The sequence below is a fragment of the Synechococcus sp. R55.2 genome (genome assembly GCF_047462075.1).
Taxonomy (GTDB): domain Bacteria; phylum Cyanobacteriota; class Cyanobacteriia; order Thermostichales; family Thermostichaceae; genus Thermostichus.
In genome coordinates this window covers 1-22,858 of sequence record NZ_JANSIH010000067.1, presented here as the reverse complement: position 1 = coordinate 22,858, position 22,858 = coordinate 1, and the positions used below count along the sequence as shown (strand labels likewise).

At 59.3% G+C, this 22,858-nt stretch carries 19 protein-coding genes and 1 pseudogene; 7 read left to right on the top strand and 13 right to left on the bottom strand.

Annotation, left to right across the window (positions count from 1 at the left end):
* The first annotated feature begins 86 nt into the window (after positions 1-86).
* On the top strand, positions 87-404 hold the full coding sequence (locus NW838_RS02485) for a DUF3067 family protein (RefSeq protein WP_414356090.1): 318 nt from the start codon (positions 87-89) through the stop codon (positions 402-404).
* Between the two features lie 123 nt (positions 405-527).
* On the opposite strand, the gene NW838_RS02480 is transcribed toward NW838_RS02485, so the two are convergent.
* From NW838_RS02480 to NW838_RS02465, 4 genes are all read right to left on the bottom strand, one after another.
* A complete protein-coding gene (locus tag NW838_RS02480) occupies positions 528-1,868 on the bottom strand; it encodes a hypothetical protein (protein ID WP_414427439.1) in 1,341 nt (446 codons plus the stop codon).
* Positions 1,869-2,013: 145 nt separating this feature from the next.
* Entirely contained in the window at positions 2,014-2,526 is a 513-nt protein-coding gene (locus tag NW838_RS02475; RefSeq protein ID WP_414417755.1) for a tetratricopeptide repeat protein, read from the bottom strand.
* A gap of 74 nt (positions 2,527-2,600) precedes the next feature.
* A complete protein-coding gene (locus NW838_RS02470; RefSeq protein ID WP_414356093.1) occupies positions 2,601-3,155 on the bottom strand; it encodes a phycobiliprotein lyase in 555 nt (184 codons plus the stop codon).
* Positions 3,156-3,290: 135 nt separating this feature from the next.
* A complete protein-coding gene (locus tag NW838_RS02465) occupies positions 3,291-4,568 on the bottom strand; it encodes a S41 family peptidase (protein WP_414427438.1) in 1,278 nt (425 codons plus the stop codon).
* A 188-nt stretch (positions 4,569-4,756) separates the two neighbouring features.
* Between NW838_RS02465 and petB the strand changes: the two genes are divergently transcribed.
* The 3 genes from petB (at position 4,757) to leuB (ending at position 7,338) form a co-directional block, all read left to right on the top strand.
* Complete coding sequence (gene petB, locus NW838_RS02460) at positions 4,757-5,404, top strand: cytochrome b6 (protein ID WP_041436518.1); 648 nt, start codon at positions 4,757-4,759, stop codon at positions 5,402-5,404.
* A gap of 98 nt (positions 5,405-5,502) precedes the next feature.
* Positions 5,503-6,015 carry a cytochrome b6-f complex subunit IV gene (gene petD, locus NW838_RS02455; RefSeq protein WP_011433236.1) on the top strand — a complete coding sequence of 171 codons (513 nt, stop codon included), beginning with the start codon at positions 5,503-5,505 and terminating at the stop codon, positions 6,013-6,015.
* A gap of 207 nt (positions 6,016-6,222) precedes the next feature.
* Positions 6,223-7,338, top strand: a complete 1,116-nt coding sequence (gene leuB / locus NW838_RS02450) for a 3-isopropylmalate dehydrogenase (protein WP_414341994.1) — start codon at positions 6,223-6,225, stop codon at positions 7,336-7,338.
* An 81-nt stretch (positions 7,339-7,419) separates the two neighbouring features.
* On the opposite strand, the gene dusB is transcribed toward leuB, so the two are convergent.
* From dusB to NW838_RS02425, 5 genes are all read right to left on the bottom strand, one after another.
* Positions 7,420-8,505, bottom strand: a complete 1,086-nt coding sequence (gene dusB / locus NW838_RS02445) for a tRNA dihydrouridine synthase DusB (protein WP_414427437.1) — start codon at positions 8,503-8,505, stop codon at positions 7,420-7,422.
* 16 nt (positions 8,506-8,521) lie between these two features.
* The gene (rpsR, locus tag NW838_RS02440; RefSeq protein ID WP_011433239.1) at positions 8,522-8,737 is read right to left on the bottom strand and encodes a 30S ribosomal protein S18; all 216 of its coding nucleotides are present in this window, start codon (positions 8,735-8,737) and stop codon (positions 8,522-8,524) included.
* Between the two features lie 29 nt (positions 8,738-8,766).
* Entirely contained in the window at positions 8,767-8,961 is a 195-nt protein-coding gene (gene rpmG, locus NW838_RS02435) for a 50S ribosomal protein L33 (RefSeq protein WP_011433240.1), read from the bottom strand.
* Positions 8,962-9,052: 91 nt separating this feature from the next.
* On the bottom strand, positions 9,053-9,916 hold the full coding sequence (locus tag NW838_RS02430) for an RDD family protein (RefSeq protein ID WP_414356098.1): 864 nt from the start codon (positions 9,914-9,916) through the stop codon (positions 9,053-9,055).
* Positions 9,917-9,945: 29 nt separating this feature from the next.
* Positions 9,946-10,914 (bottom strand): ribonuclease Z, encoded by a 969-nt coding sequence (locus NW838_RS02425; protein WP_041437346.1) that lies wholly within the window; start codon positions 10,912-10,914, stop codon positions 9,946-9,948.
* A gap of 113 nt (positions 10,915-11,027) precedes the next feature.
* Here NW838_RS02425 and NW838_RS02420 point away from each other — a divergent pair, with 113 nt between their 5' ends.
* Positions 11,028-11,399, top strand: a complete 372-nt coding sequence (locus NW838_RS02420; RefSeq protein ID WP_414356101.1) for a HesB/IscA family protein — start codon at positions 11,028-11,030, stop codon at positions 11,397-11,399.
* Positions 11,400-11,434: 35 nt separating this feature from the next.
* Here NW838_RS02420 and NW838_RS02415 read toward each other — a convergent pair whose 3' ends face one another.
* The 4 genes from NW838_RS02415 to NW838_RS02400 form a co-directional block, all read right to left on the bottom strand.
* The gene (locus NW838_RS02415) at positions 11,435-12,667 is read right to left on the bottom strand and encodes a response regulator (RefSeq protein WP_414427436.1); all 1,233 of its coding nucleotides are present in this window, start codon (positions 12,665-12,667) and stop codon (positions 11,435-11,437) included.
* A gap of 34 nt (positions 12,668-12,701) precedes the next feature.
* The gene (locus NW838_RS02410) at positions 12,702-17,024 is read right to left on the bottom strand and encodes a PAS domain S-box protein (protein WP_414427435.1); all 4,323 of its coding nucleotides are present in this window, start codon (positions 17,022-17,024) and stop codon (positions 12,702-12,704) included.
* Between the two features lie 241 nt (positions 17,025-17,265).
* A complete protein-coding gene (locus NW838_RS02405) occupies positions 17,266-20,055 on the bottom strand; it encodes a cation-translocating P-type ATPase (protein WP_414427443.1) in 2,790 nt (929 codons plus the stop codon).
* 111 nt (positions 20,056-20,166) lie between these two features.
* Positions 20,167-20,517, bottom strand: coding sequence for a hypothetical protein (locus NW838_RS02400; RefSeq protein ID WP_414356105.1), 351 nt, complete (start codon positions 20,515-20,517; stop codon positions 20,167-20,169).
* 234 nt (positions 20,518-20,751) lie between these two features.
* Here NW838_RS02400 and gltX point away from each other — a divergent pair, with 234 nt between their 5' ends.
* Positions 20,752-22,191 carry a glutamate--tRNA ligase gene (gene gltX / locus NW838_RS02395; protein ID WP_011433283.1) on the top strand — a complete coding sequence of 480 codons (1,440 nt, stop codon included), beginning with the start codon at positions 20,752-20,754 and terminating at the stop codon, positions 22,189-22,191.
* Between the two features lie 225 nt (positions 22,192-22,416).
* Positions 22,417-22,858 (top strand): annotated as a pseudogene (locus NW838_RS02390) (RNA-guided endonuclease TnpB family protein); the annotation flags it as partial.

Sequence of the window (22,858 nt, the reverse complement as noted above, 5' to 3'; positions counted from 1 at the left end):
GGAAGAGGCCGTAGCCTTTCTTCCCAAGGTGAGCGGCCCACCCGGCAAGGTTGGAGCCAGATCCAAGCCAGTCTCAAGCAGTCCTGATGAAGGGATCCGACTTTCAAGCTTTGTTGCGCGAGAAGTGGGGCTATTCCTACGACGTGCAGCTGCGGCGTATCCAGCAGAAGGTGGTGTTGCTGGTGATGTGGCGCTATCTGGAGCAGCCCTCCTTCCCCTTGAGCGAGGCCGAGTATTTGGCCCACTTGGAGAACGTGCTGGCCCATTTGCAGGCTTGGGGGGTGTGGGAAGCGGTGCGTCGGGAGATCGAGTCCACCCGTCAGAGACCTCGTATGGGCAAGGCGGTGGCCATTCCTCTGGATTTGCAGAAGGTGGGGGAGCGAGTCTCCGAGTGGTTGTTGTGAGTTCTCCTGGGGAGAAAGAAGTCCAAGCAAACCTAAGCGCTGGATTCGCCGGCTGGCCAAGAAACTCGAATCTGTCTCGGCCTAAACGGTAGACCGGGAGTTTGCCCAACGGCCATGACCTCTCTAGAGGGGACGCGGCTTGCGCACTTGTTCGGTTTCCGGGTACTCCTGCTGAGCTTCGGATTCCAAAAGTTGGCGGAATGCCGGCTCGTCCAGACGGTAGTCCCGCTGCTCGATCAAATCCCGATCGGTTGAGTAAATGGTGTCTGACTCTGGCACAACTTCCTGACGGCGGAAGCGGCGGGCAAAGCTAAGTTTGCGCAGCAGCGCCTCTGTGGGATGCTGCAGATGCTCTCGCCAAAGCTGCCGGACACGATTGCGATGCTCCACCCCCTGGTTGCGGATTTGCAAGGCTAGCCAGCGAACGGCGGGCACCGCCAAAAACAGCGTGCCGTAGAGGAAGAGGAAGCCGATCAACGGGTAGATGAAGGCCAAAAAAGCATTGCTGCCGGCTGCCGCTGCCACCTCTTCCCGTGCCCCATAGAGAATGGCGGCCAGAAAGAAATTGAGAACTCCCAAACCCCCTGCCAGGGTCAGTTGACCAGGCGTGGCCCGGCTGAACACCCAAGGTTTCTCCTGCAACACTTCGGGGATCCTCTTGGGCTCACGCTCTGAGGCGGCCACCTGCAGTTCCGGAAAGCGGTAGACAATGTCCCCGTCCTCGCTGACCTCCGGCTGACCGTCGAACTTGAGCAAAATGGGCAGCATGTAATCTTCGTATTCCAAGGCCGGGGATCCCGGCTCCACATCCAGGTAGGGCAACACCTGTTCCGCTGCGATCACCCCCCCATTGGCACGAATCAGTTGGCCAATGAGGGCATAGCGCTCCTCCTCCAGGTTGGCATTGGGATCCCCGTCCCCAAAGAGGAAGCTGTACACCGCTTCCAGGAAGTTCAGCTCGGATTTTTGCGGCTGGCGGGGGCGCGTCCGACCGGAGTAGCTCCCATAGTAGGGGTAAGGATCCCAGAAGGGGTTGCCGATCCAAAGGTTGGGGAAGTAATAAAACCCTATCCCCCGCGATCGGCTGCGATTGTCCTGCTCGCGGCTACTGGCCATCTGCAAGGCAATCAACGCCAGGACGATCAAGACAATTGACACCACCAGCAGAATGCCAAAGGAGATGCGCAACCCATAGAGGAAGCCCCCCCACAACCGGCGACGCAGGGCTGCTAGCCGATCCTGCTGCTCCTTGCGCTTGAGAATGCTGCGAAAATCCGGCGGGAAAACATAGGTAATCTCCCCCTGCCGGGAAACCTGGAGATGCCCCTCCGCCTTTTGGGCCAAATTCAGCAGCTCTTGTTTGGCCTCGTGTAGAGCCAAGCCCGTGCTGGATGCAATATCTCCCAGCGTGACCCGCAGGCCCAACTGCTCCACTGCATCCATCACCAATGTTTGTGTAGCCACTCTTAACCTCCGCTTTCTGCCCCAATTGCCGAGGAGCCTGTCGGGATCCCTGGACGCAGATCCGCTCCCCTGAGCTAGACCTATCGTTTCCTCTACTCCCAGTATCTCCCCACTAACCCAGCAGCGGCGAGGGTTATACCCCCCTCTAGGGCAGCCAAGCCATCACGGCCAGCAGGGTCGAGAGGATCCCGATCAACACCCAGATGAGGGGCTTAGTGTCCAACGGGGGATCCGCTGCCCGGCGGCTGAGGGGATCCCCAGATCTTGGGGAAGGGCCTTTGCGTTGGGAGCGCCCATAGGCCAAGCGGTACTCTGGGGGATCAGCTTCCTCCAGCCGGCTGAGATCGGGAATTTCGCTCAACCACTCCGCCGAACGTCGCAGACGAGGGGCTTGCCAGATGCCCAAGACATAGCGAGCCTGCTGGGCGACTTCTGGATCTGGGTTGCGCAGCAAGGTTTGAACCAACAGGATGGCCTCCTGCGTTTCGCCAAGGGCCTCTTGGGCCAGGGCCTGCCAGAGCCGTAGCTTACCCGACTGCGGATAGCGGCTTTGGGCCTGCCTAACCTGCTCTAGCGCCTGCCGATATTGTCCTCGCTCGAACCTCGACTGGATCAGGGCCAAGTGCTGAGACAATCTCAAGTCTTCGGGAAGCGTCATGCTCAGGATCCGCAGGTTAGCTAGACCGCCGGGAAGCCCCGTCCTCTATGCATCAGCATGAGTGCGGGAGTAGGTCACGTCAGCTTCTGTTCTACCCCAAACCCCACCAGCAACAGCTCCTGCAAAGGCTGACCCTGAGGGGGACGTTGGTAGGTAAGGATCTGCCGCAGGCGCAGGCGCGGATTCAGTAGAGTGATGGTATCTACGGCAACCACACGAGTGTAGGTGGTGGTCATCACCAGTTGCAGGGATCCGGGATCAAACCGGAAAGTCGCCACCATCGGGCGATCTTCCTCATAGGCCCGATCCCGCAGGTAGTCTCCCTGCAGCCCCAAGGGGGTTTCCTGCCGAGGGACGAACAGCATGTTCAGCTCTTGCCCGGCCTCCTCACCCTTTTCGGAAACCGTCTCAAAAGCCAAGTGAAAGCCCAGAAAACCATCCACGTTGTGGTTGGGGTAGTTGTTGTCGGCGAGCACCTTGTGCTTGAGCTCAGGGGTGAGGGTGCGAATGGTGAACTCGGTGCGGGAGCGCTCCACCTCGCCACGGTCTAGGTAATGGTAGGTGCGCTCTGTGCGCCAAGCTCCAATGCAGCAGTTGAAAAAGTGGTGAAATTGCTGGATAGCGTTCATGCGGGCGGGAGCGGACAGAGTCAGAGATCAGCGCTGGACGGGAAACCCTGCTTTCGATCCTAAAACGAATCGAAAACAACCAGGAATCCAAATCCTGAATGCCAACGATTGAGTTCTACCGTGGGATCCCCTTCCTCACGGGCTTTTGGCCACCCGGATCCCTTGGAGCTGCCCCAACAACTCCAGGGCTCGCTGGAGCTGGATGTCCTCCGGCCCGGCCAAGGTTTCCGCCGTCAGAGGAACGGATCCCTCCGCCACCACCACATCGGGCTGGATCCCCTGGCGATGGATGTCGTGGCCGCTGGGGGTGAGGTACTTGGCCGTGGTCACCGCCAGCCCCGATCCATCCGCCAGCTCCAGCAGGGATTGAATCAGACCCTTGCCAAAGGTGCGCGTTCCTACCAGTTGGGCTCGCCCACTGTCCTGAAGTGCCCCGGCCAACACTTCACTGGCACTGGCGCTGCCCTGATTTACCAAGACCACCAGCGGCGCCTCTGTAAGCACCTCGCCGGTGGCGGGAATGCTGTCCTGAATGCCGTGGCGATCCGTCACCAGCACAATGTCGCCCTTGGGGATCCAGAAGCGGGCGATCTCAATGGCCGCCTGCAAGAGTCCCCCCGGATTGTTGCGCAAATCGAGAATGTAGCCCCGCACCCCTTGAGCTTCTGCGGCCCGAATGGCTTGGCGGACTTGAGCGGCAGCATTGCCGTTGAACTGGCTGAGGCGAATGTAGGCCACCGATCCCTGAGGCAGCTCAAAAAAACGGGTGCGCACGGGGTTGATGGTGATCGATTGGCGTACCAGCTCCACCTCCCAAATGCGATCCTGCCGCCTCAGCTTCAAAGTAACCGGCGTGCCGCTGCGCCCCCGCATCCGCTCGGCCACTTCGTCCAGGCTCAGCCCCGCCACCGGCACCCGATCCACCGCCAAAATCTCATCCTGGGGTTGGATCCCGGCCTGCTCGGCAGGAGTGCCCTCCATGGGGGCAATCACCCGCACAGCGCCTTGCTCGTCGATAGCAATCTGCAAGCCGACACCACTCAGCTCGCCGGCTGTAGAGGTCTGCAGGCTGAGGTAGTGCTCTCTGTCCAGAAAGCGGGTAAAGGGATCCCCCAGAGTGGCCAACATCTCCTCGATGGCCTGGTAAGTCTGCTTGCGCTCCTTCAGGGGCCGGGAGAGAAACCGCTGCCGCACCTGCCACCAGTTTTGCCCGTTAAACCCCGGATCCACGTAGGCCCGATCCACGTAGGCCCAAGCCTGCGCCAGCAGTTGCTGCTCTTCTCCCCAACGGCTGGCCTGCACCGGACAGGGGCCTATGGCCAAACTCGCCCAGAGCAAACACCCAAGCAAGACAAGGCGGATCCCCCACCCTCTCCAAAGGATCCCTGTGTATCTCGGCTTCTGCACAACCATCGATCCCAAAAAACATTAAGAAACATGAACAAAACGCAATATCAAAAGCTCGTCTGGCCTACTGGGATCAAGATCTTGGTTCCCAAGCTGAGCCCGGCGCCAGGATAGTGTTAAAAGATTGTGTTACATTGCTGAGGAGAGTGGGCTTGCCCCGCCCTCGAGAGCCAACTTCAAAAAATGCAGACATTATGAGCAAAGTTTACGACTGGTTGGACGAGCGGCTGGAGATTACGCCTTTCGTCGACGACGCAACGGGAAAATTCATTCCGCCTCACGTTAACATCTTCTACTGCCTCGGCGGGGTGACGCTGGTGTGCTTCTTAATTCAGTTTGCCACCGGCTTCGCCATGACGTTTTACTATCGTCCGACGGTGGCCGAGGCTTTTGAGTCGGTGAACTACATCATGACCCAGGTGAACTTCGGCTGGCTGCTGCGCTCCATCCACCGTTGGAGTGCCTCCATGATGGTGCTGATGATGATCCTACACACCTTCCGGGTTTACCTGACGGGGGGATTCAAGAAGCCCCGCGAGCTGACCTGGGTAACCGGTGTAATCTTGGCGGTGCTGACCGTCTCCTTCGGCGTTACCGGCTACTCCCTGCCCTGGGATCAGGTGGGCTACTGGGCAGTCAAGATCGTCTCAGGTGTGCCCAGTGCCATTCCGGTGGTGGGCGACTTGTTGGTGCAACTGATCCGGGGTGGCGAAGCGGTTGGTCAAGCTACCCTGACTCGCTTCTACAGCTTGCACACTTTCGTGCTACCCTGGCTGACCGCAGTCTTTATGACCATGCACTTTTTGATGATCCGCCGCCAAGGCATTTCTGGGCCTTTGTGAGCAAGGTTTGACTCCCAGACGCCTTTGACTTTCCTGGTAACTGGGATCTTTACCTGCCACTTTTTCAGAACTTTTGTCCCTAGATAAGGAGAACTCCCATGGCCGTCTCAAAACAGGTGATAGCGACCGAGGCCATTACCCGCAAGGTTGATCTAGACAACCCCAAAGTTGTAGCCAAGCTGAAGAAAAACATGGGCCACATGACCTATGGTGAGCCCGCTTGGCCCAACGATTTGCTCTTTATGTTTCCGGTGGTGATCCTGGGCACTATTGGAGTGATCGTTGGCCTGTCAGTCATGGATCCGGCAGGTGTAGGGGAGCCGGCGGATCCCTTTGCTACGCCTCTGGAAATTCTGCCGGAATGGTATCTCTACCCCGCCTTCCACATCCTGCGGATTGCTCCCAACAAGCTGTTGGGAATTGCTCTGATGTCTGCCATTCCTGTGGGTCTCTTGTTTGTGCCCTTCATCGAAAACGTCAACAAGTTCCAAAACCCCTTGCGCCGCCCAGTGGCGACAACGGTGTTCCTGATCGGCACCTTGGTCACCCTCTACCTGGGCATAGGTGCCACCTTGCCCTTGGATAAGTGGGTCACCTTGGGCTTGTTCTAAAAGAACATCTGGGACTCCCGCTTGATGGGTTGATCGTCATCATCACCATCAGAATCACCATCAGAGTGCAGCAGGTTGGTGGCCAGGCTGCACTTTGTTATTTGGAGAGCTTTTTAGAGGAGTTGTCTGCAAACCTGTGTGCCAAGGGATGGGCCAGTCCGCCGAAATGGTAGTATCTCTACGCCCTCATCTTCAGCTTGACCGCTCATGAGCACTTCTTCTTCAACTGCTCGAACCTATCGGATCACAGCCCTTGCCGGAGATGGCATCGGCCCCGAAATCATGCGGGTGGGACGAGCCGTTTTGGATGCAGTTGCCCGGCAGATGGGATTTGCTCTTCAGTGGCAAGAGGGCCTGATCGGCGGGGCCGCCTACGAACAGACCGGGGATCCCTTGCCGGCAGAAACCCTGAAAATGGCTCAAGAGAGCGATGCCGTTTATCTGGCTGCTGTCGGCGACTTCAAGTATGACGCTCTGCCTCCTGAGAAACGCCCGGAGCGGGCCTTGTTGGGCTTGAGGGCGGGGCTGGGGCTGTTTGCCAACTTGCGCCCGGTAAAAGTCTTCCCTCAACTGGTGGGGGCTTCCTCCCTGAAGCCAGAGGTGATCTCGGGGATCGACCTGGTGGTGGTGCGGGAGCTGACGGGGGGCATCTACTTCGGCCAGCCCAAGGGAATCTTCACGGATGCCCAGGGATCCCGGCGTGGCGTGAACACCATGGTCTACAGCGAAGCTGAGGTGGATCGGATTGCCCGAGTTGCCTTCGAGCTGGCCCGCAAGCGTCGGCGCAAGCTCTGCTCGGTGGACAAAGCCAACGTTCTCGAGGTGTCGCAACTGTGGCGGGAGCGGGTCAATGTCATTGCGGCTGAGTACCCGGAGGTGGAACTTTCCCACCTGTACATCGACAATGCCGCCATGCAGTTGGTGCGCTGGCCCAAGCAGTTCGACGTCATCCTCACGGGCAATCTCTTCGGCGATATCCTCTCCGATGAAGCGGCCATGCTGACCGGCTCTATTGGTATGCTGCCCTCTGCCTCTCTGGGATCCTCTGGCCCCGGCCTATACGAGCCGGTACATGGGTCGGCTCCCGACATTGCCGGACAAGACAAAGCCAACCCCATTGCCCAGGTGCTCTCCGGCGCCCTGATGCTCCGCTACTCCCTGGATCAGCCGCAAGCTGCCGACCGCATCGAACAGGCGGTAGAAGCCGTTTTGGCGCAAGGGTACCGCACCCCAGACCTCTACTCTGAGGGAATGACTTTAGTGGGTTGCCAGGAAATGGGAGAAAAGTTGGTGGCAGCCCTGTCCCAGCAGCAGGCGCAATAGCCTTTTTCGGGGCCACAGGCTACAGCCAAGGCAGACGTGCGGCGATTTCCAAGCAATTTCCAATTGTGGGGATCCTTGGAGCTACGCCCAACCGGCTTCAGGGAGAAGGTCGACCTCTTCAGTCGCTTCAACCGTCTCTTCCGGTCGAAGTGTGGCTTCTTGGCAGCGCTCCATGGCTTGAAGAAGCAGAGCCTCCCCTTCCTGCACCGTCTCAATGCGACAGAGGAGAGCACGGAATTGAGAGGCTCCGGCAAAGTCTTTGATGTACCAAGTCATGTGCTTGCGGGCCTGACGGATGCCACGTTCTCCCTTGTACTCCCAGAGACCGCGCAGATGCTCTAAGGCCATTTGAATTCGCTCCAGGGGAGTGGGGGCTGGTCTTTCTTGACCGGTTTTCAGGAAGTGATCAATCTCCCCTACCAGAAAGGGGTAGCCCATGGTGCCACGGGAGCACATCACCCCATCGGCGCCGGTTTCCTCCAAACACTTCACCGCTGCGGCTGTCGAGAAAATATCCCCATTGGCGATGACGGGAATGCGCAGGTGCTGTTTGACGCGGCGGATCCAGTCCCAGCGGGCTTTGCCGTTGAAGCCTTGGGCGCGTGTTCGGGCATGCAGGGTGAGCAGTTGCGCCCCTGCCTCCTGCAGACGGTGGGCAAAATCCAAAATGTTGATCTCCTGATCCGACCAGCCCAGGCGCGTTTTTACGGTTACGGGCACCTCCACCGCTTTGGCCACCGCCTCCACAATTCGTGCTGCCGTGTCGGGATCGCGAAGCAGAGAAGAGCCGCCGCCGTTTTTGGTAATCTTGTTCACCGGGCAGCCCATGTTGATGTCCACCAAGGTCGCCCCTTCGTCCACAGCCATGCGGGCTGCTTCCGCCAGAAAGTCGGGCCGACAATCAAACAGTTGGATGCCAATAGGCTGCTCCCCCTCGCCGACCTCCATGATGCGGGGCAACTGGCGGGCATAGTGCAAGCCGGTCGCGCTGACCATTTCCGTGTAGACCAAGCTGTGGGGGGCAAAACGGCGCACCAGCCCTCGAAAGACTTGGTCGGTTACCCCTGACAGCGGCGCCTGAAAGACGCGACTCAAAACCTTCACCCCACCGATATCGAGGGGTGGGGACAAGCGGGCTTGGAGTTCCGGCGAAAGCTGCAGGCCCATCGGGATCCGGAGAAAGCTATCCCTCTTTGTTGACAAAGTAAAGAAGACCCATGATGCGCGCTCGTTTGATCGCGGCAGTGAGCTCCCGCTGCTGTTTGGCGGTCAGGCCGGTGATGCGGCGGGGCAAGATCTTGCCTCGCTCGGTAACAAATTTCTTGAGCAGCTCCACATCGGTGTACCTAATGGGCTCTCCCGGCTTAATGGGAGACAGGCGGCGGCGAGCGTAAACCATAGGTCAGGAGAACGGCGAAACGGCTTGAACTACTTAATCTCTTTGTGGACGGTGTGGCGGTTGCAGTGGGGGCAGAATTTCTTCAGCTCTAAGCGGGCTGTTGTGTTGCGGCGGTTTTTGGTGGTGGTGTAGCGGTTCACACCTGGAGAACGTTTGTTGACGTTGGTGCGGCACTCGGTGCACTCCAGGGTGATGATGATGCGGGCACCCTTTGCTTTAGCCATGACGGATCCCAAGACGAAGGTAAACGGCAATGAGGAAACTGCAATCCCAGATCCTGAGGCTGGAGATATGGGTTTGCCTCAATAAGGGCGATCACCAATTATCCAACTTTTCCTTGACGGAATCAACCCAAGTTTTCACTTGCTTGCCCGTTTGTTGCCGTAGGCTACGGGCGTTGCGATCCACATCTTTGCTCAGGCGCTGCAACTGCTTGGACAGATCCCGCACGGTGTCATTGCGCTGGGCTTGGCGCAGCAGGTCGCGAGCAGCCGATTTGACGTCGTCAGCAGCGTCCCCCTCTAGGATGTCCTGCAAAAACTGCAGGACTTTTTCATCCAGGTGATAGCCCCGCTCCGCTTCCACGACCAGGGTGCGTCCAGCCCGGTCGTGAATGGTTTGGCGTTTTTCCTTGTCGAAGACGGCAAACAGCCCATCCGCAGCCAGAGGCACCAGCAGGGCCTCTGTAAGCACAAAGAGGGAGAGCACTCCCTCTCGAGCCAGAGAGCGAACCAGGTGCGGCGAGGCTTCGGTTTCGGGATCCAGGGTTTTGATGTTCAGCAGCCATTTGCCGAGGCTTTGGCCCTCAGGACGGGATTGGAAATAGCCGCGGTTCACCAGCCAGGTGGCGAAGAAGGCGAGATAGCCGGTCATGTCCACGGCGCCTGCATTGGCCCCTACCAGAGCAGCCAAGCCTTGGGCTAGGTAGGAGATCCCCAGCCCCAGCCCAAAGTCGAGGGCAAAGGCCCCTATCCGTTTACTCCAGGGAGCCAATTTCGGCAGGGTTTCCCCCTCAGCAGCCGTTTGCGGGACTGGCCGCTCGGCTTGAACCGGGGGCAGAGAAGTGGCAGGGGGCAAAGCGCTGAAGGTTCGCCACTCGCCAGCACTTTGATCCAGTTGTTCGGTTTTGGGCCGCTCTGGAAATTGGGGGCGTTCGGGGTAGGGTCTGGGATCCGTCATTGCCGGTTGAGACAGTCAGTTCTACCATTCTAGCGAGGCAAGCCCACACCCACCGGCAGAGGGGACGGGCTGCGACGGGGGATCTCGTAGGTCAGCCGATCGCGGGCCAGCAGGGTATTGGGAAAAATGGCCTGAGCTTCTGCCAGTAGGTCTTCCAAGGTAATGGGGGCTTCTGGGGTGTAGCGGGGGCTGAAGTGGGTGAGGATCAAAGCTTGGGCCTTGGCTTCGGCGGCCACTTGGGCGGCCATGGCGGCGGTGGAATGCTTAGAGCGGCGGGCCAGCTCCAAGTCAGCCTGAGCGTAGGTAGCCTCGTGGATGACCAGATCCGCAGCCCGGGAGAGATCAACAGCATTGCGGCAGAAAATCGTGTCGGTGCAGTAGGAGAATTTGCGGCCCGGAATGGGATCCCCGACATAATCCCGTCCGTGAAAGCAGCGGCCCTGCCAGATGATGGATTGGCCGGCCTTGAGCTGCCCATACAGAGGGCCAAAGGGGATCCCATCGGCTTGGGCTTTGGCCACATTAAAGCTGCCTGGCCGATCCTGTTCCACCACGCGGTAGCCGAAGGCGGGCACCCGGTGATCCAAGGGCGCGCAGAAGACGGAGTATTCCGGCTCTTGCAGGATGAGACCGGTTTCGACGGTGTGAACGCGGAAGCCGTAGGGGATGCGCGTCTCGCTGTAGCGCAACACCGCCTTCAGGTACTCTTCCAGGCCCGGCGGGCCGTAGATATCGATGTGCTCAGGGGTGCTGCCCAAGCCACAGGAGGCCAACAGCCCCGGCAGGCCGTAGATGTGATCCCCGTGCATGTGGGTGATGAAAATGCGGCGCAACTGGCTGGGGCGCAGCTCGTCTAGGCGTAGCAACTGGTGCTGGGTGCCCTCGCCACAATCGAACAGCCACCATTCCGACCGCTGGGGAAACTGCACCGCCACCCCAGAGACATTGCGCTGGCGGGTGGGCATGCCGGAGCTGGTGCCCAAAAAGGTGATCCGAATGGCATTGGGATCTGTCACAGGGGCAAGACCTCAAGGATTGGGATCCCTAGCTTACCAACTGCTCCCGCTGGCCGAGAAAAAACCCTTGATAGGATGGGGAGTAGAACGTACCCTTGAGCCTTCTCGTCATGATCACCCTGACCGATAGCGCCATCCAAGAGTTGAAGCGCCTGCGCAGCAAGTACGAAAAAGAGGGATCCCAGCCCATCCTGCGTCTAGGGGTCAAGCCGAGCGGCTGCTCTGGCCTCTCTTACGTAATGAACTTCGAGTCTCGGGCCAACCCTGACGATCACACCTTCGACTTTGGGGATATCCAGGTGGCAGTGGATCCCTTGAGTATGACCTTGATCAGCGGCACCACCGTCGACTTTTCCGAGGATCTGCTGGGGGGCGGTTTCCGCTTCAGGAACCCCAATGCAATAGCTAGCTGTGGGTGTGGCACCTCCTTTGCCACTGCTGAGACTGCTGCTGTCGTTGGTCACTAAAGTCTCAATCGCTGCCTCCCACCCGCCTTTGGGCGTCAACGGTTGGAGGGCTCTAGGCTGGGCAGCCAAAGGACAAACCAAGTCCATCCCTTCTGGCTGGTGACCCGGATTTGGCCCTGCAGATACTCCACCCACTGCTTCACCAAGGCCAGTCCAAGGCCGCTGCCCGGTTGCGCCCAGGGATCCTCAGAGGGCACCCGGTAAAAGCGCTCGAAAAGGTGGGGCAGGTGGTCAGGCTCGATTTGGGCGGTATTGCCAATCCTTAGCTCAACCCCACCGGGAAAGGCTTGCACCTCCAAGCGGAGGGTTCCGCCCGGCTGGGTAAACTTGCAGGCATTTTCCAGCAGTTCCTTCAGGATCAGGGTTAGCCGCTGCGGGTAGCTGTAGAGCACTGCCGGGAATGAGGTCAGCTCCGCCATCTCCAGCTTCAGTTGCCGAGCCTGAGCCCGTTCTCGCACCCCATTGAGTAGGCCTGTGCAAAGGCTGTGGAGATCGATGGCGGCAGCCGCAGAGCCCAACTCTTTGGCTTCTAGGCTCTGCAGATCCAGCAATCTGTTGATTAGCTCGATTTCAGCTTGACATTCTTCCAGGGCAATGCGGTGGTATTGGCACTGCTTCTCGTTGAGAGGAGTGCGGCCCAACAGTTCCAGGGCCAGCTTGATCTTGGTGAGGGGAGTGCGCAGCTCGTGGGAAACGCTGGCCAGAAAGCTATCCTTAAGGCGGCTGAGCTGCTGCAAGTCCTGTACCTGGCAGGCCAGCTGGGCGGTACGTTCCTGCACTTTGGCTTCTAGGGCTTGGTTGAGTTCCCGCAGGTGGCGTTGGGCTTGGCTGGCCTGGATCAGGTGACGGATACGCCGCTTCAAAACCGCCCAACGAATGGGCTTGGAAATGTAATCGCTGGCCCCGGCAGCAAAGGCTTCATCCACGCAGGACTCATCTTCCAGCGCCGTGACGATGAGAATGGGCAGATCCGAGTTTTGAGCATGGAGGCGGCGACAGCACTCAAACCCATCCACATCCGGCATGACCGCATCCAGCAAGACCATATCCACTGGGTGTTGAGCGGCTAGCTGCAGACAGACTTCGCCGCTGCTGGCTTCCAGGACTTGGTAGCCTTCTCGCTCAAGGGCGTAGCGAACCAAGATTCGCTGGCTGGGCTCATCGTCCGCGATCAACAACAACGGCTTCTTTTCAGGAGAGGGGGATCCCGCCTGGGCCTCAGGAACCGCCGGCGAGCTGGCCGGAGGGTGGGGATTGGGCTTCAGCATAGGCATCGAGAGGAGAGGGAGAAAAGCTCTGCACTCAGAGACTGAGGATAACTTGCCGATATGCCACCTCCAGCTTCTGCAGGGCTTGCTCTATAGTATCCCATTTTACAGAACTGGCTGGCTCGGCATGAACCAGCTTTTCCAACTGCTGACACAGCTCGGCCAGACGTTTGGCGCCCAGGGTGCTGCTGCCGCCTTTGAGGCGGTGGGCCAACCGAGCAATGGCTTGGGGATCCCGCTGCTCTAGGGCCTGCCGCAGGGATCCCAATAGAGCTTCGCTGTCCTGCCGGTAGGTTTGGATCATCTCCTGCCAGGCTTCTGGAGAGCTGAAGACTGCCCGCATCTGGGCGAGGATAACGGGGTCGAGGGGCGGATCCTCTTCTTGGCTGGCCGGCTTGGGAAGGGGAGGGGATCCCTGAAGAACCCGGACTAGGGCGGCTGGCTCCAAGGGTTTGGTGAGGTAGCCATCCACCCCGGCAGCTTCGGCGGCAGCACGGCCTTCCGAAAACACATTGGCCGTGAGGACAACAATGCGAGGCTGGCGCTCAGGGGGCAGCTCAGCACGGATGCGACGGGTGGCCGCAAGACCATCCAGCTCCGGCATTTGCATATCCATCAACACCAGATCGTAGGGTCGCAGGCGCAGAGCTTGGACGGCTTCCAGACCGTTGCCGACTATGTCGGGCCGGTAGCCCAATCGCTCCAGCATGAGGCGAATCACCTTCTGGTTAACCGGGTTATCCTCTGCCACCAGGATCTGAAGCGGGTAGCGGCTGGCCAGGGTCGCGTCCCAAATGGAGGGAGGAGCGGCGGGAGAGGAAGATAAGGAGGAAGGAGCTTTTTCTCCCACAAGCCCCAGCAGCAGCTTCCGCAGTTGGGAGGCTTTGACCGGCTTGGCCAAAGTGGGGAGAGGGTCTGCTGTGGAGATGAAGTTGCGCCCCGTCAGCACTAGCGGTAACAGGCGGGGTTGCGCTGTCTGCAGGTCAGCCGCCAGGGTCAAGCCATCCCGGTCTGGCAGGGTGGCATCCAGAAGGGCCAGGTCAAAAGGACGAGTTCTAACTGCAGCCTGGGCTTCTGCCGCCAAGGCACAACAGGTTACCTCCATGCCCCAAGCGCTCAGCAGTCGGGATAGCAACTGCCGTTGACTGGCGTTGTCTTCCACCAGCAAAACCCGCTTGCCGGCCAAGCACGGATCCGGCGCGGCGGTTGGCAACAGCTCCTGGTCTGGCCTCTTTAGGGGGATGCGAAAGCGAAAAGTGGATCCCTGGCCTGGCTGACTTTCCACCCCGATTGCTCCCCCCATGAGCTGGCAGAGACGCTGGCTGATGGCCAAGCCCAGGCCGGTGCCCCCAAACTGGCGGCTGATGGAGCTATCCACCTGGCTGAAGGGCTTGAAGAGGCGATCCAATTTTTCGGGGGGAATGCCAATGCCTGTATCCCGCACCTGAACGTTGACCCATTGCTTTTCGGGATCCCTCTCCCCTGCCTCGACCGTCACCACTACCTCTCCCTGGGGGGTGAACTTGATGGCGTTGCTGAGCAGGTTGGCCAAAATTTGCCGCAGGCGGCCCGGATCCCCTATCAAGGTTGGCGGCAGGTTGGGATCCACCCAGGCCATCAGCTCCAGCTCCTTGCTCTGGGCTTGGGCGGCCATCAAATCCAGCAGCTCCTCCACCAACTGCGGCAAGGAAAAGGGTATTTCCTCCAGTTCCAGCTTCTGGGACTCGATCTTGGAGAAATCGAGGATGTCGTTGATTAGGTTCAGCAGCACCTCGCCTCCATAGCGGATGGTCTGCACCCAATCCTGCTGCTGTCGATCCAAAGAGGTGTCCAGCAGCAGGTTAGCCATTCCCAGGATGGCGTTGATGGGGGTGCGGATCTCGTGGCTGATGGTGGCCAGGAACTCGCTCTTGGCCCGGCTGGCGGCTTCGGCAGCTTCCTTGGCTGCTTTCATCTGCTCTTCTGCCAGCTTGGCTAGGGTGATATCCCGTCCGGCGGCGTAGAACAGGGATCCGGCCAAAGAGGCTCGCCACTCGATGAAGCGATAGCTGCCGTCCTGAGTGCGGTAGCGGTTGACAAAGTGATCCAGCCGTTTCTCTTCGACAAGCTGCTGCATGGCCGCCTGCGTGGCGGGGACATCTTCCGGGTGAACCCACTCCAAAAAGGGTCGGCTCTGCAGCTCCTGCAGAGAATAGCCCAGCGTAGTCTCCCAGGCGCGGTTGAGACGGCGAAAGTACCCTTGGGCATCGGCAATGCAGAGCAAATCCAGAGCTACCGAGAAAAACTGCTCCAGCTCCGCTTCTGCCGACTTGCGGGCAGTGATGTCCACCGCGGTAAACACCCAACACGGGATCCCGCGCAAGACAAGGGGCTGCACAAACACGTCTTCCCAGACAACCTGGCCATCCTGCCGCTGCCATTGCCACTCAAAGCGGGCGGATCCCTGCTGGCGGGCTTGCTCCAAGTAGGACTGCAGCGAGAACTCCCCGCCCCGAAGAGCCTGGCGATAGGGAGACTGCTCGGAAGCGTCGAAGGCTCGCAGCTCCTCCAAACTGGAGAAGCTATAGGCCGCAATGGCCTGGGAGATGGCCTCCAGGATCTCGCCGGTCTCGGCATGACGGATGAGGATGGCCACAGCGGCATTCTCAAACAGCGCCCGGAACTTCTGCTCGCTTTCCTGGACGGCCTGCTGGGATCGCACCCTGTCGGTTACATCGCGGACGATCACCACCACCTCTTGGGCGTTGAGGGGCACAATGCGCACCTCTTCGTGGCGGGTCTCCCCTTCAATCTCGATGCTTTGGTCGTAGCGCTGCCGCGTCTGGGTAGCTATAGCCTGCTGAACAAAGAAAAGCCGCCGCTCGGCCAACTCCGGTGGCAAAAGCTCCTGCAGGGATCGGCCCACGTAGGTGTCCGGCGAGCCATAGGGAAGAACCTCGCCCCCGGAGACAAAGCTCAAGCAGATGCCCTGGCTGTCCAGGCGAAAGATCAAGTCGGGAATGGCTTCTAGAATGGCTCGCTGCACCTGTTCAGCGGCTTTCAAGGCCAGCTCTGCCTGCTTGGCTTCTGTAATATCCCGCACGATCACCAGGACTTCCTGGCTGTTGAGAGGGACAATGCGGGCTTCTTCGTGGCGTACCTCCCCTCGGACTTCAATGCTGTACTCGTAGCGCTGTTGGGTTTGGGTGGCCAGAGCCTGCTGAACATAGAAAAGCCGCTGCTCTGCCAGCTCCAGCGGCAGAATCTCCTGGAGGGATCGACCTAAGTGGCGCTCTGCTGGGCAGTCAAGATGGACATCGCCGCCGGAAATAAAACTCAGGCAGATGCCCTGGCGATTCAGGCGAACAATAAGGTCGGGGATGGCTTGGAGAATGGCCCGCTGGGTGGCTTCCATTTCTCTAAGGGCCAACTCCGCCTGTTTCCGCTCGGTGATATCCCGCACCAGGATGTAAACTTTGTCTCTCCCGTGAGCGACAACGCAGGCTCTCCGATAGCAGCGGATCCCCGGCTCAATCTCAACTTCGTACTCTAGGTACTGCGGCGTCTGGCTGACCAAGGCCCCCTCCGCCAGAGATGGATACTGCTCTTTCAGCGAGCCAGTAAACACGTCTTGGGCGCGGCGACCCACGTAAAACTCAGGCGGATGTCGGGTGGGAACGTAAGGGGAAGGCTTGCAATGAAGAATGACTCCCTCGGCGCTGAGCTCAAAAATCAAGTCGGGAATGGCCTCGTAGAGGGCGCGGTAGCGAGACTCGCTTTCCTGTAGAGCCCGCTCCATCTTGACCCGCTCGCTGATGTCGCGGCTGGTGATGAGGATCCCATCGCCCACCGGCACCACTTGGTGATGGATCCAACTGGCCTTCAAGCCCGGCTGCCCCGAAATGGGGAACTCCTCTTCCAGAGGAATGCCGGTTTCCACCACTCGCTTGTATTTCTCAAAAAAGCCCCCCCAGCGGTTGATGGGCAGCAGCTCGCACAGCCGCTGGCCGATGATCTGCCGGCGCTGGAGGGAAATGAGCTCTTCCCCCTTGGCGTTGACATCCACAAAGACAAAGTCGCGGATCTCGCGGGTAACGGGATCGCGCACCGCCTCCAGCAGGTAAATAGCATCCAAGCTGGCTTCCAAGGCTGCCCGAAAACGAGCCTCTGGGCTGGGGGTGCCTCTAGGAGGTTGGAAGGGAAATCTTCGAGAAAGGGATCCCAGGATCCCTCTGAAGACAGAAAGCGGCTGACTTTCCCCCAGGCTGACGCCAAGCAGCAGGAGAGCCAAGAAGAGGGATCCCAGCAGCCAAAAGGCAAGGCCAGAGGGATCCACCAGGCCCACCGTTTTCCCTACCGCCCATAGCTCTCTGTGCATAGAACCCAGAGATTCCTGCCCCCTTTCCACAGTATCCCAGCAAGTCTTTCCAGCTTATCTTGGAGGTCAAAAGGGGAAGCTCAGCTAACTTGCGGAAATGGCCTCTATGCAATGGGCAGGATTCCTCAAGAGTGGCTTTTTGGGGAAATGAGTCTTGGCTCAAAGCTTTGTTTCTGGGTGCAGTAGGGAGAGAGACTCTTTATTGTGAAGATGCTTTATTGTGAAAAATAATTGTGAAGATTCAGCGGGATCCCTTGCGCCAGCGGCAATAGAGTTTTTCCAACTCCACCCAGACCATAACCACGGTGCTAGAGCCCAAGCAGATCAAAAGTTCAGTGCGGGTTAGCTCCTCTGTGCCAAAGAAGCTGCGCAAGAAAGGCACATAGAGCAGAGCCAATTGCAAGAGCAGAGTGGTCAGGACCGCGCCCAGCAGGTAGGGGTTGGAGAAAGGGTTGGTCTCGATGGTGAGCTTCTCGTTGGAGCGCACGGCCAGCGCATGGCCCATCTGGGCGATACACAAGGTGGTGAAGACCATCGTGCGCCAGTGGGGGATGTAGGCTTCCACAATGGCCATCATGAGGATTGTGGAGATGGCAAAAACCACGCCGATGCGCACCATGTAGGCTCCCAGGCCCTGCGCGAAGATGCTCTCTTTGGGGTTGAAGGGGGGGCGCTGCATCACCCCTGGCTCCGCCGGTTCCAAAGCCAAGGCCAGAGCGGGCAGGCCATCGGTCACCAAGTTCATCCACAAGATCTGTAGGGGTGTCAGCGGCACATCCCCCAAGCCCAGGATGGGGGCAGCAGCCACTGTCAGCACCTCACCGATGTTGCTGCCCAAAATGTACTTCACAAAGCGGCGGATGTTGCTGTAGACCACTCGCCCTTCTTCAATGGCTGCCACGATGGTGGCGAAGTTGTCGTCCAGCAGCACCATATCGCTGGCCTCTTTGCTCACATCGGTGCCCGTGATGCCCATGGCGATGCCAATATCCGCTTGGCGCAGGGCAGGGGCGTCGTTGACCCCATCCCCGGTCATGGCCACGAACTCGTTTTGCTTTTGCAAGGCCTGGACAATGCGCAGCTTGTGTTCGGGTGCCACGCGGGCATAGACGTTGACCGTCTGCACCGTTTGCAGCAGCTCCTCAAAACTCAGGCGGGAGAGGGTGCGTCCGTCAATCGCCTGATCCTCCGACTCGAGAATGCCCAGCTGGCGGGCAATGGCAACAGCTGTCAGTTGGTGGTCGCCGGTAATCATCAACGTGCGGATCCCAGCTTCTCGGCAGCGGGCCACGGCCTCTCGTGCCTCTGGTCGCGGAGCATCGTGCATCCCCATCAGGCCCAGCCAAACCAGGTTGTGCTCCACCTCTTCCCCGTTGTCCGGGATCCGCTCTAGCCTCTGGGTGGCTACCCCCAGAACCCGAATACCTTGGGCGGCCAGGCGGTTATTGGTGCCGAGGATGGCCTGGCGATCGGTTTCCGACAGCTCCTGCCAAGTTCCCCCTTTCTGGATGCGATCACACCGCTCCAGCACCAGCTCTGGGGATCCCTTGATGTAGACGCAATAGCCGCCGTTTTCTTGGATCACCACGCTCATGCGTTTTCGTTCCGAGCTGAAGGGGAGCTCCTGCACCCGTGGGTAGCGCTCCTGTAAAGAGCCTTTGTGGAGGTTGGCCTTGGCGGCTGCCACCAGCAGGGCGGCCTCGGTGGGATCCCCCAGGATGGACCAGGTGGGCGTTGAAGGGGGGGAAGAAACTGCAGACCGAGGGTTACGCCCGGCAACAGGTTGGAGACTGGCCTGCAACAGGGCATCGTTGCAGAACACCACGGCCCGCAAGATGGCCTGCAAATCTGGGGCGCTCTCTGGATCCATGAGCTGGCCGCCGCAGTAGAAGGAGCCCTTGGGGATGTAACCGCTGCCGCTGACGTGGTAATGGCGGTCGGGGGTAATGATGTCGGTCACCACCATTTTGTTTTCCGTGAGGGTGCCGGTTTTGTCGGAGCAGATGGTGGTCACGGATCCCAGGGTCTCTACTGCCGGCAGGCGGCGGATGAGGGCATGGCGGCGCACCATGCGTTGGGTGCCAATGGCTAGGGTGACAGTGATCACCGCAGGCAGCCCCTCTGGTACCACGGCCACGGCCATGCTCAAGGAGGTTTCCAGAAGCGAGGTAAAGGGGGCCATGCTCCCGGCTTGCAGCAGCCCTATCCCCACCACCAAGGCCACCAAAGCCAGGGATCCCGACACCAGCACATTGCCCAGTTGGCTCATGCGCCGCTGCAGGGGAGTGGGCTCGTTTTCCACCGTTTGTAGCAGCTTCGCCACCTTGCCCAGCTCCGTGTTCATGCCGGTGGCAGTAACCAAGAGGATCCCTCGCCCCTGAATCACTTCGGTGCCCATGAAGGCCATGTTGCGCCGTTCCCCCAGCTCGATGTCCGGCGGGAGTACGCAATCTGCCTGTTTGGTTACAGGGGTGGCTTCTCCGGTCAAAGCTGCTTCCCGCACCTGCAGGTTCACGGCCTCGGCCAAGCGCCCATCGGCTGGGATCTGTACCCCGGCTTCCAGCAGCACGCGATCCCCCGGCACCAGTTGGCTGGCTGGAACTTCTTGCCACAGGCCATCCCGCTCCACCCGCACGGTAGGGGAGGCCAGTTTTTTCAGGGCCGCCAGCGCTTTTTCCGCCCGACTTTCTTGCAAATAGCCCAGGCCACCGTTAAGGCCAACGATCAACAAAATGGCCAGGGCATCTTTGGGAAACTCGCCTTCTTGCAAGTCCAAAGTGGCTGAGATCGCCGCTACGGCGATCAGCATCAGCAGCATGACGTTGCGGAATTGATCCAGCAGGACTTGCCAGGAGCTACGGCCAGAGGAGGTGATCAGCTCATTGGGGCCATACTCCCGCTGCCTCTGGATTACCTGCTGAGTGGTGAGGCCACGATCGGGATCGGTCTGCAACTTCTGGATGGCAGCGGCGAGGGTGAGGCTATGCCAGGCAGGAACAGAAGCAAGGGGGGATCCATCCGGTGGGATCATCGCGACCACTCGAGGGTTCTTGCCGCATTTTGACATACTCCCCGCCCCACAGGAGGAGGATTCTGACAGCAGCAGACCGGTGCTGGAGTAGGCCCCGAATACCTGCCCTGCCTAGCGCAAGATTTCAAAATCCAAAACGGGCTCTGTCTGGGTGACGCGGTAATATCCGGCCTGGGTACGAACCGAAGCCTGATAGGGACTGGGCAAATCTAGCGAGCGCAGGGGTGGGATGTTGGTGCGTTGGTTCAGCAGCGTGGTGAAGAAGGCGGTGGTCTGCCGGGCCTGGGAGCGCACCACCTCCTCAGGGAAAATGACCGGATCCACATTCCTGCCTGTATCCAACAGGATCCTATCCAGGGCATCTCCCACCGGATAGGAAGGATAGGCAATTTGGGCCAAGGCGGATCCAATCGGGATCCCGGCGGATAGACAACCCAGAAGAATGGCCGAAGTCAGACGCATGTGCTGTGATTCCTCCTGCGCTACAGCTTTTCCTCAACACCGGAAAAAAGCGGGGTTTGAACGTTGCTCATTGACTTGGATCCCCATGAAGCCTACCTTTTGACCGGCAGCTAAGGCGGATTCTACTCGAAATGCCTCGATTGGCAACCGCCTGCAACCCAATAGAACGCCAACATGACAAAGGATCTCGCCGCCGACTAGGATCGGGATACTCTGCTTGGGATCCTTAGACCTGTGAGTGTTTGTGTTCGCATTGCCCCCAGTCCAACTGGAAATCTGCACATCGGCACCGCCCGGACGGCAGTGTTCAACTGGCTGTATGCCCGTCGCCACGGTGGCCGGTTCATTTTGCGCATCGAGGACACCGACCGCGACCGCTCTTTGCCCCGCTACACCCGCAACATTTTGGCGGGCCTGGCCTGGTTGGGCCTAGACTGGGACGAAGGGCCGGTCTACCAATCCAAGCGCATCGAGCGCTATCAAGCGGTGGTACAGCAGCTTCTGGATCGAGGGTTGGCCTACCGCTGCTACGTCAGCGAGGCGGAGCTGGAGGAGATGCGCGCTGCCCAGAAGGCCGCCGGCAAAGCCCCCCGCTACGACAACCGCCACCGCTTTCTCACCGAAGCCCAGCGACGGGCCTACGAAGCCGAGGGTCGGCAGCCGGTGATCCGCTTCAAAATCGAGGAGCCCCTGGAAGTGTCTTGGGTGGATCTCATTCGCGGCCCCATTACCTGGAACACCCAGGACTTGGGGGGGGATATGGTCATTGCCCGGGCGGATGGCTGCCCTCTCTACAACTTGGCAGTGGTGGTGGATGACATCGACATGGGCATCACCCATGTGATTCGCGGCGAAGATCACATCGGCAATACCCCCAAGCAGATTTTGCTCTACCGTGCTCTTGGCCACGAACCTCCCCAGTTTGCCCATTCTCCGCTAATCCTGAACCCGGAGGGGAAAAAGCTCTCCAAACGGGATGGGGCAACTTCGGTAGCAGAGTTCCAGCAACTGGGCTTTTTGCCGGAAGCTCTCAAGAACTATTTGGCTTTGCTCAGTTGGTCGCCCCCGGATGGGGAAGAGCTTTTCTCTTTGGAAAAGGCGGCTGCGCTGTTCGACTTTGACCGGGTTAACCGTGCGGCTGCCCGCTTTGACTGGGACAAGCTCAACTGGATCAACAGCCAGTACATCAAGCGGCTTTCTCCGCCAGAACTGGTAGAACGGCTCACCCCCTTTTGGCAGGCGGCAGGGTTTGACCTTTCCGAGGTGCCGGATCCCACCTGGTTAGAAGATGTGGCCCGCCTGATTGCCGATGGTATCGACCGCCTGGCAGAGGCTCCTCCGCTCAGCCGCTTTTTGTTTCAGGAGCCCCTCAGCTACACGTTGCCAGCTCTGGAACAGTTGCGCCTGCCTGGGGTGGCAGAGGCTATGGCTGCAATGGCCACCACGTTGGCTGCTGCCGAGCTGCCCCAGGTTTCGGCGGACAGCTTAAAACCGCTGGTGGATCAGGTGGCCAAGGGCCAGAACATGAAAAAGGGCCTGCTGATGAAGAGTTTGCGGGCCGCCCTGACAGGGGATCTGCAGGGGCCGGATTTGCTGGAATCTTTTGCCCTTCTCCAGCGGCGGGGCTGGGCTTTGGGGCGGTTAGAGGCTGTGCAGAAGTTGGTTCCTTGTTGATGGAAGCCCATCTCTTGCTGTCATGCCTTCGGTTGCCTCTGTTGAAAGTGCTCCGCACCGCTGCCGCAATCGGGATCCCATGCTGTCACGCCAGCTACAGGCTGCAAACCAAATTGTCCAAGAACTGGTGCTGCTCTCTTCTCAGCTAGAAATCGCAGGAGCCCCGCACTGTACCCGTAGGGTCACTGCCGGGAGGAATGCGCTTTGATGAAGTACAATGAACTTATGAGCCAAGTCCTGACCATATCCTGTAAGCTCAAGGTGTCCCCGTCGCAAGCCGCCAAATTGGACGCGACGATGGATGCCTTTGTACAGGCATTGAACTGGGTCAACCAGAACACGCCGGAGAAGATCGTCAACGCGGTCAAACTGCAATCCCTTTGCTACTACGAGATTCGAGCCCGGTTCGGCTTGTCCAGTAACTTGGCTCAACAGGTGTGCAGACGGGTGGCAGGCGCTCGCAAAGTGGCGAGACAGCGCAACCGTCCGGTTAAAGAGTTCAAGCGTAGGTTCGTTACCTACGACGCACGTATCTTTTCATTCCGCGAGAAAGACTGGACGGTGTCGCTGACCACGGTTGAAGGGAGAGAACGCTTTGAGCTAGCCATTGGTAACTACCAGAGGGGAATGCTGGCTGGCTCTAACCCCAAATCGGCCACCCTAGTCC

What these genes read in the sequence shown, in the direction of transcription:
- NW838_RS02410 (WP_414427435.1), bottom strand. Translation starts at nt 17,024, where the DNA reads ATGCACAGAGAGCTATGGGCGGTAGGGAAAACGGTGGGCCTGGTGGAT.
- NW838_RS02485 (WP_414356090.1), top strand. Translation starts at nt 87, where the DNA reads ATGAAGGGATCCGACTTTCAAGCTTTGTTGCGCGAGAAGTGGGGCTAT.
- NW838_RS02405 (WP_414427443.1), bottom strand. Translation starts at nt 20,055, where the DNA reads ATGATCCCACCGGATGGATCCCCCCTTGCTTCTGTTCCTGCCTGGCAT.
- petD (WP_011433236.1), top strand. Translation starts at nt 5,503, where the DNA reads ATGGCCGTCTCAAAACAGGTGATAGCGACCGAGGCCATTACCCGCAAG.
- NW838_RS02400 (WP_414356105.1), bottom strand. Translation starts at nt 20,517, where the DNA reads ATGCGTCTGACTTCGGCCATTCTTCTGGGTTGTCTATCCGCCGGGATC.
- petB (WP_041436518.1), top strand. Translation starts at nt 4,757, where the DNA reads ATGAGCAAAGTTTACGACTGGTTGGACGAGCGGCTGGAGATTACGCCT.
- dusB (WP_414427437.1), bottom strand. Translation starts at nt 8,505, where the DNA reads ATGGGCCTGCAGCTTTCGCCGGAACTCCAAGCCCGCTTGTCCCCACCC.
- NW838_RS02430 (WP_414356098.1), bottom strand. Translation starts at nt 9,916, where the DNA reads ATGACGGATCCCAGACCCTACCCCGAACGCCCCCAATTTCCAGAGCGG.
- NW838_RS02465 (WP_414427438.1), bottom strand. Translation starts at nt 4,568, where the DNA reads ATGGTTGTGCAGAAGCCGAGATACACAGGGATCCTTTGGAGAGGGTGG.
- NW838_RS02475 (WP_414417755.1), bottom strand. Translation starts at nt 2,526, where the DNA reads ATGACGCTTCCCGAAGACTTGAGATTGTCTCAGCACTTGGCCCTGATC.
- leuB (WP_414341994.1), top strand. Translation starts at nt 6,223, where the DNA reads ATGAGCACTTCTTCTTCAACTGCTCGAACCTATCGGATCACAGCCCTT.
- NW838_RS02470 (WP_414356093.1), bottom strand. Translation starts at nt 3,155, where the DNA reads ATGAACGCTATCCAGCAATTTCACCACTTTTTCAACTGCTGCATTGGA.
- rpmG (WP_011433240.1), bottom strand. Translation starts at nt 8,961, where the DNA reads ATGGCTAAAGCAAAGGGTGCCCGCATCATCATCACCCTGGAGTGCACC.
- rpsR (WP_011433239.1), bottom strand. Translation starts at nt 8,737, where the DNA reads ATGGTTTACGCTCGCCGCCGCCTGTCTCCCATTAAGCCGGGAGAGCCC.
- NW838_RS02415 (WP_414427436.1), bottom strand. Translation starts at nt 12,667, where the DNA reads ATGCTGAAGCCCAATCCCCACCCTCCGGCCAGCTCGCCGGCGGTTCCT.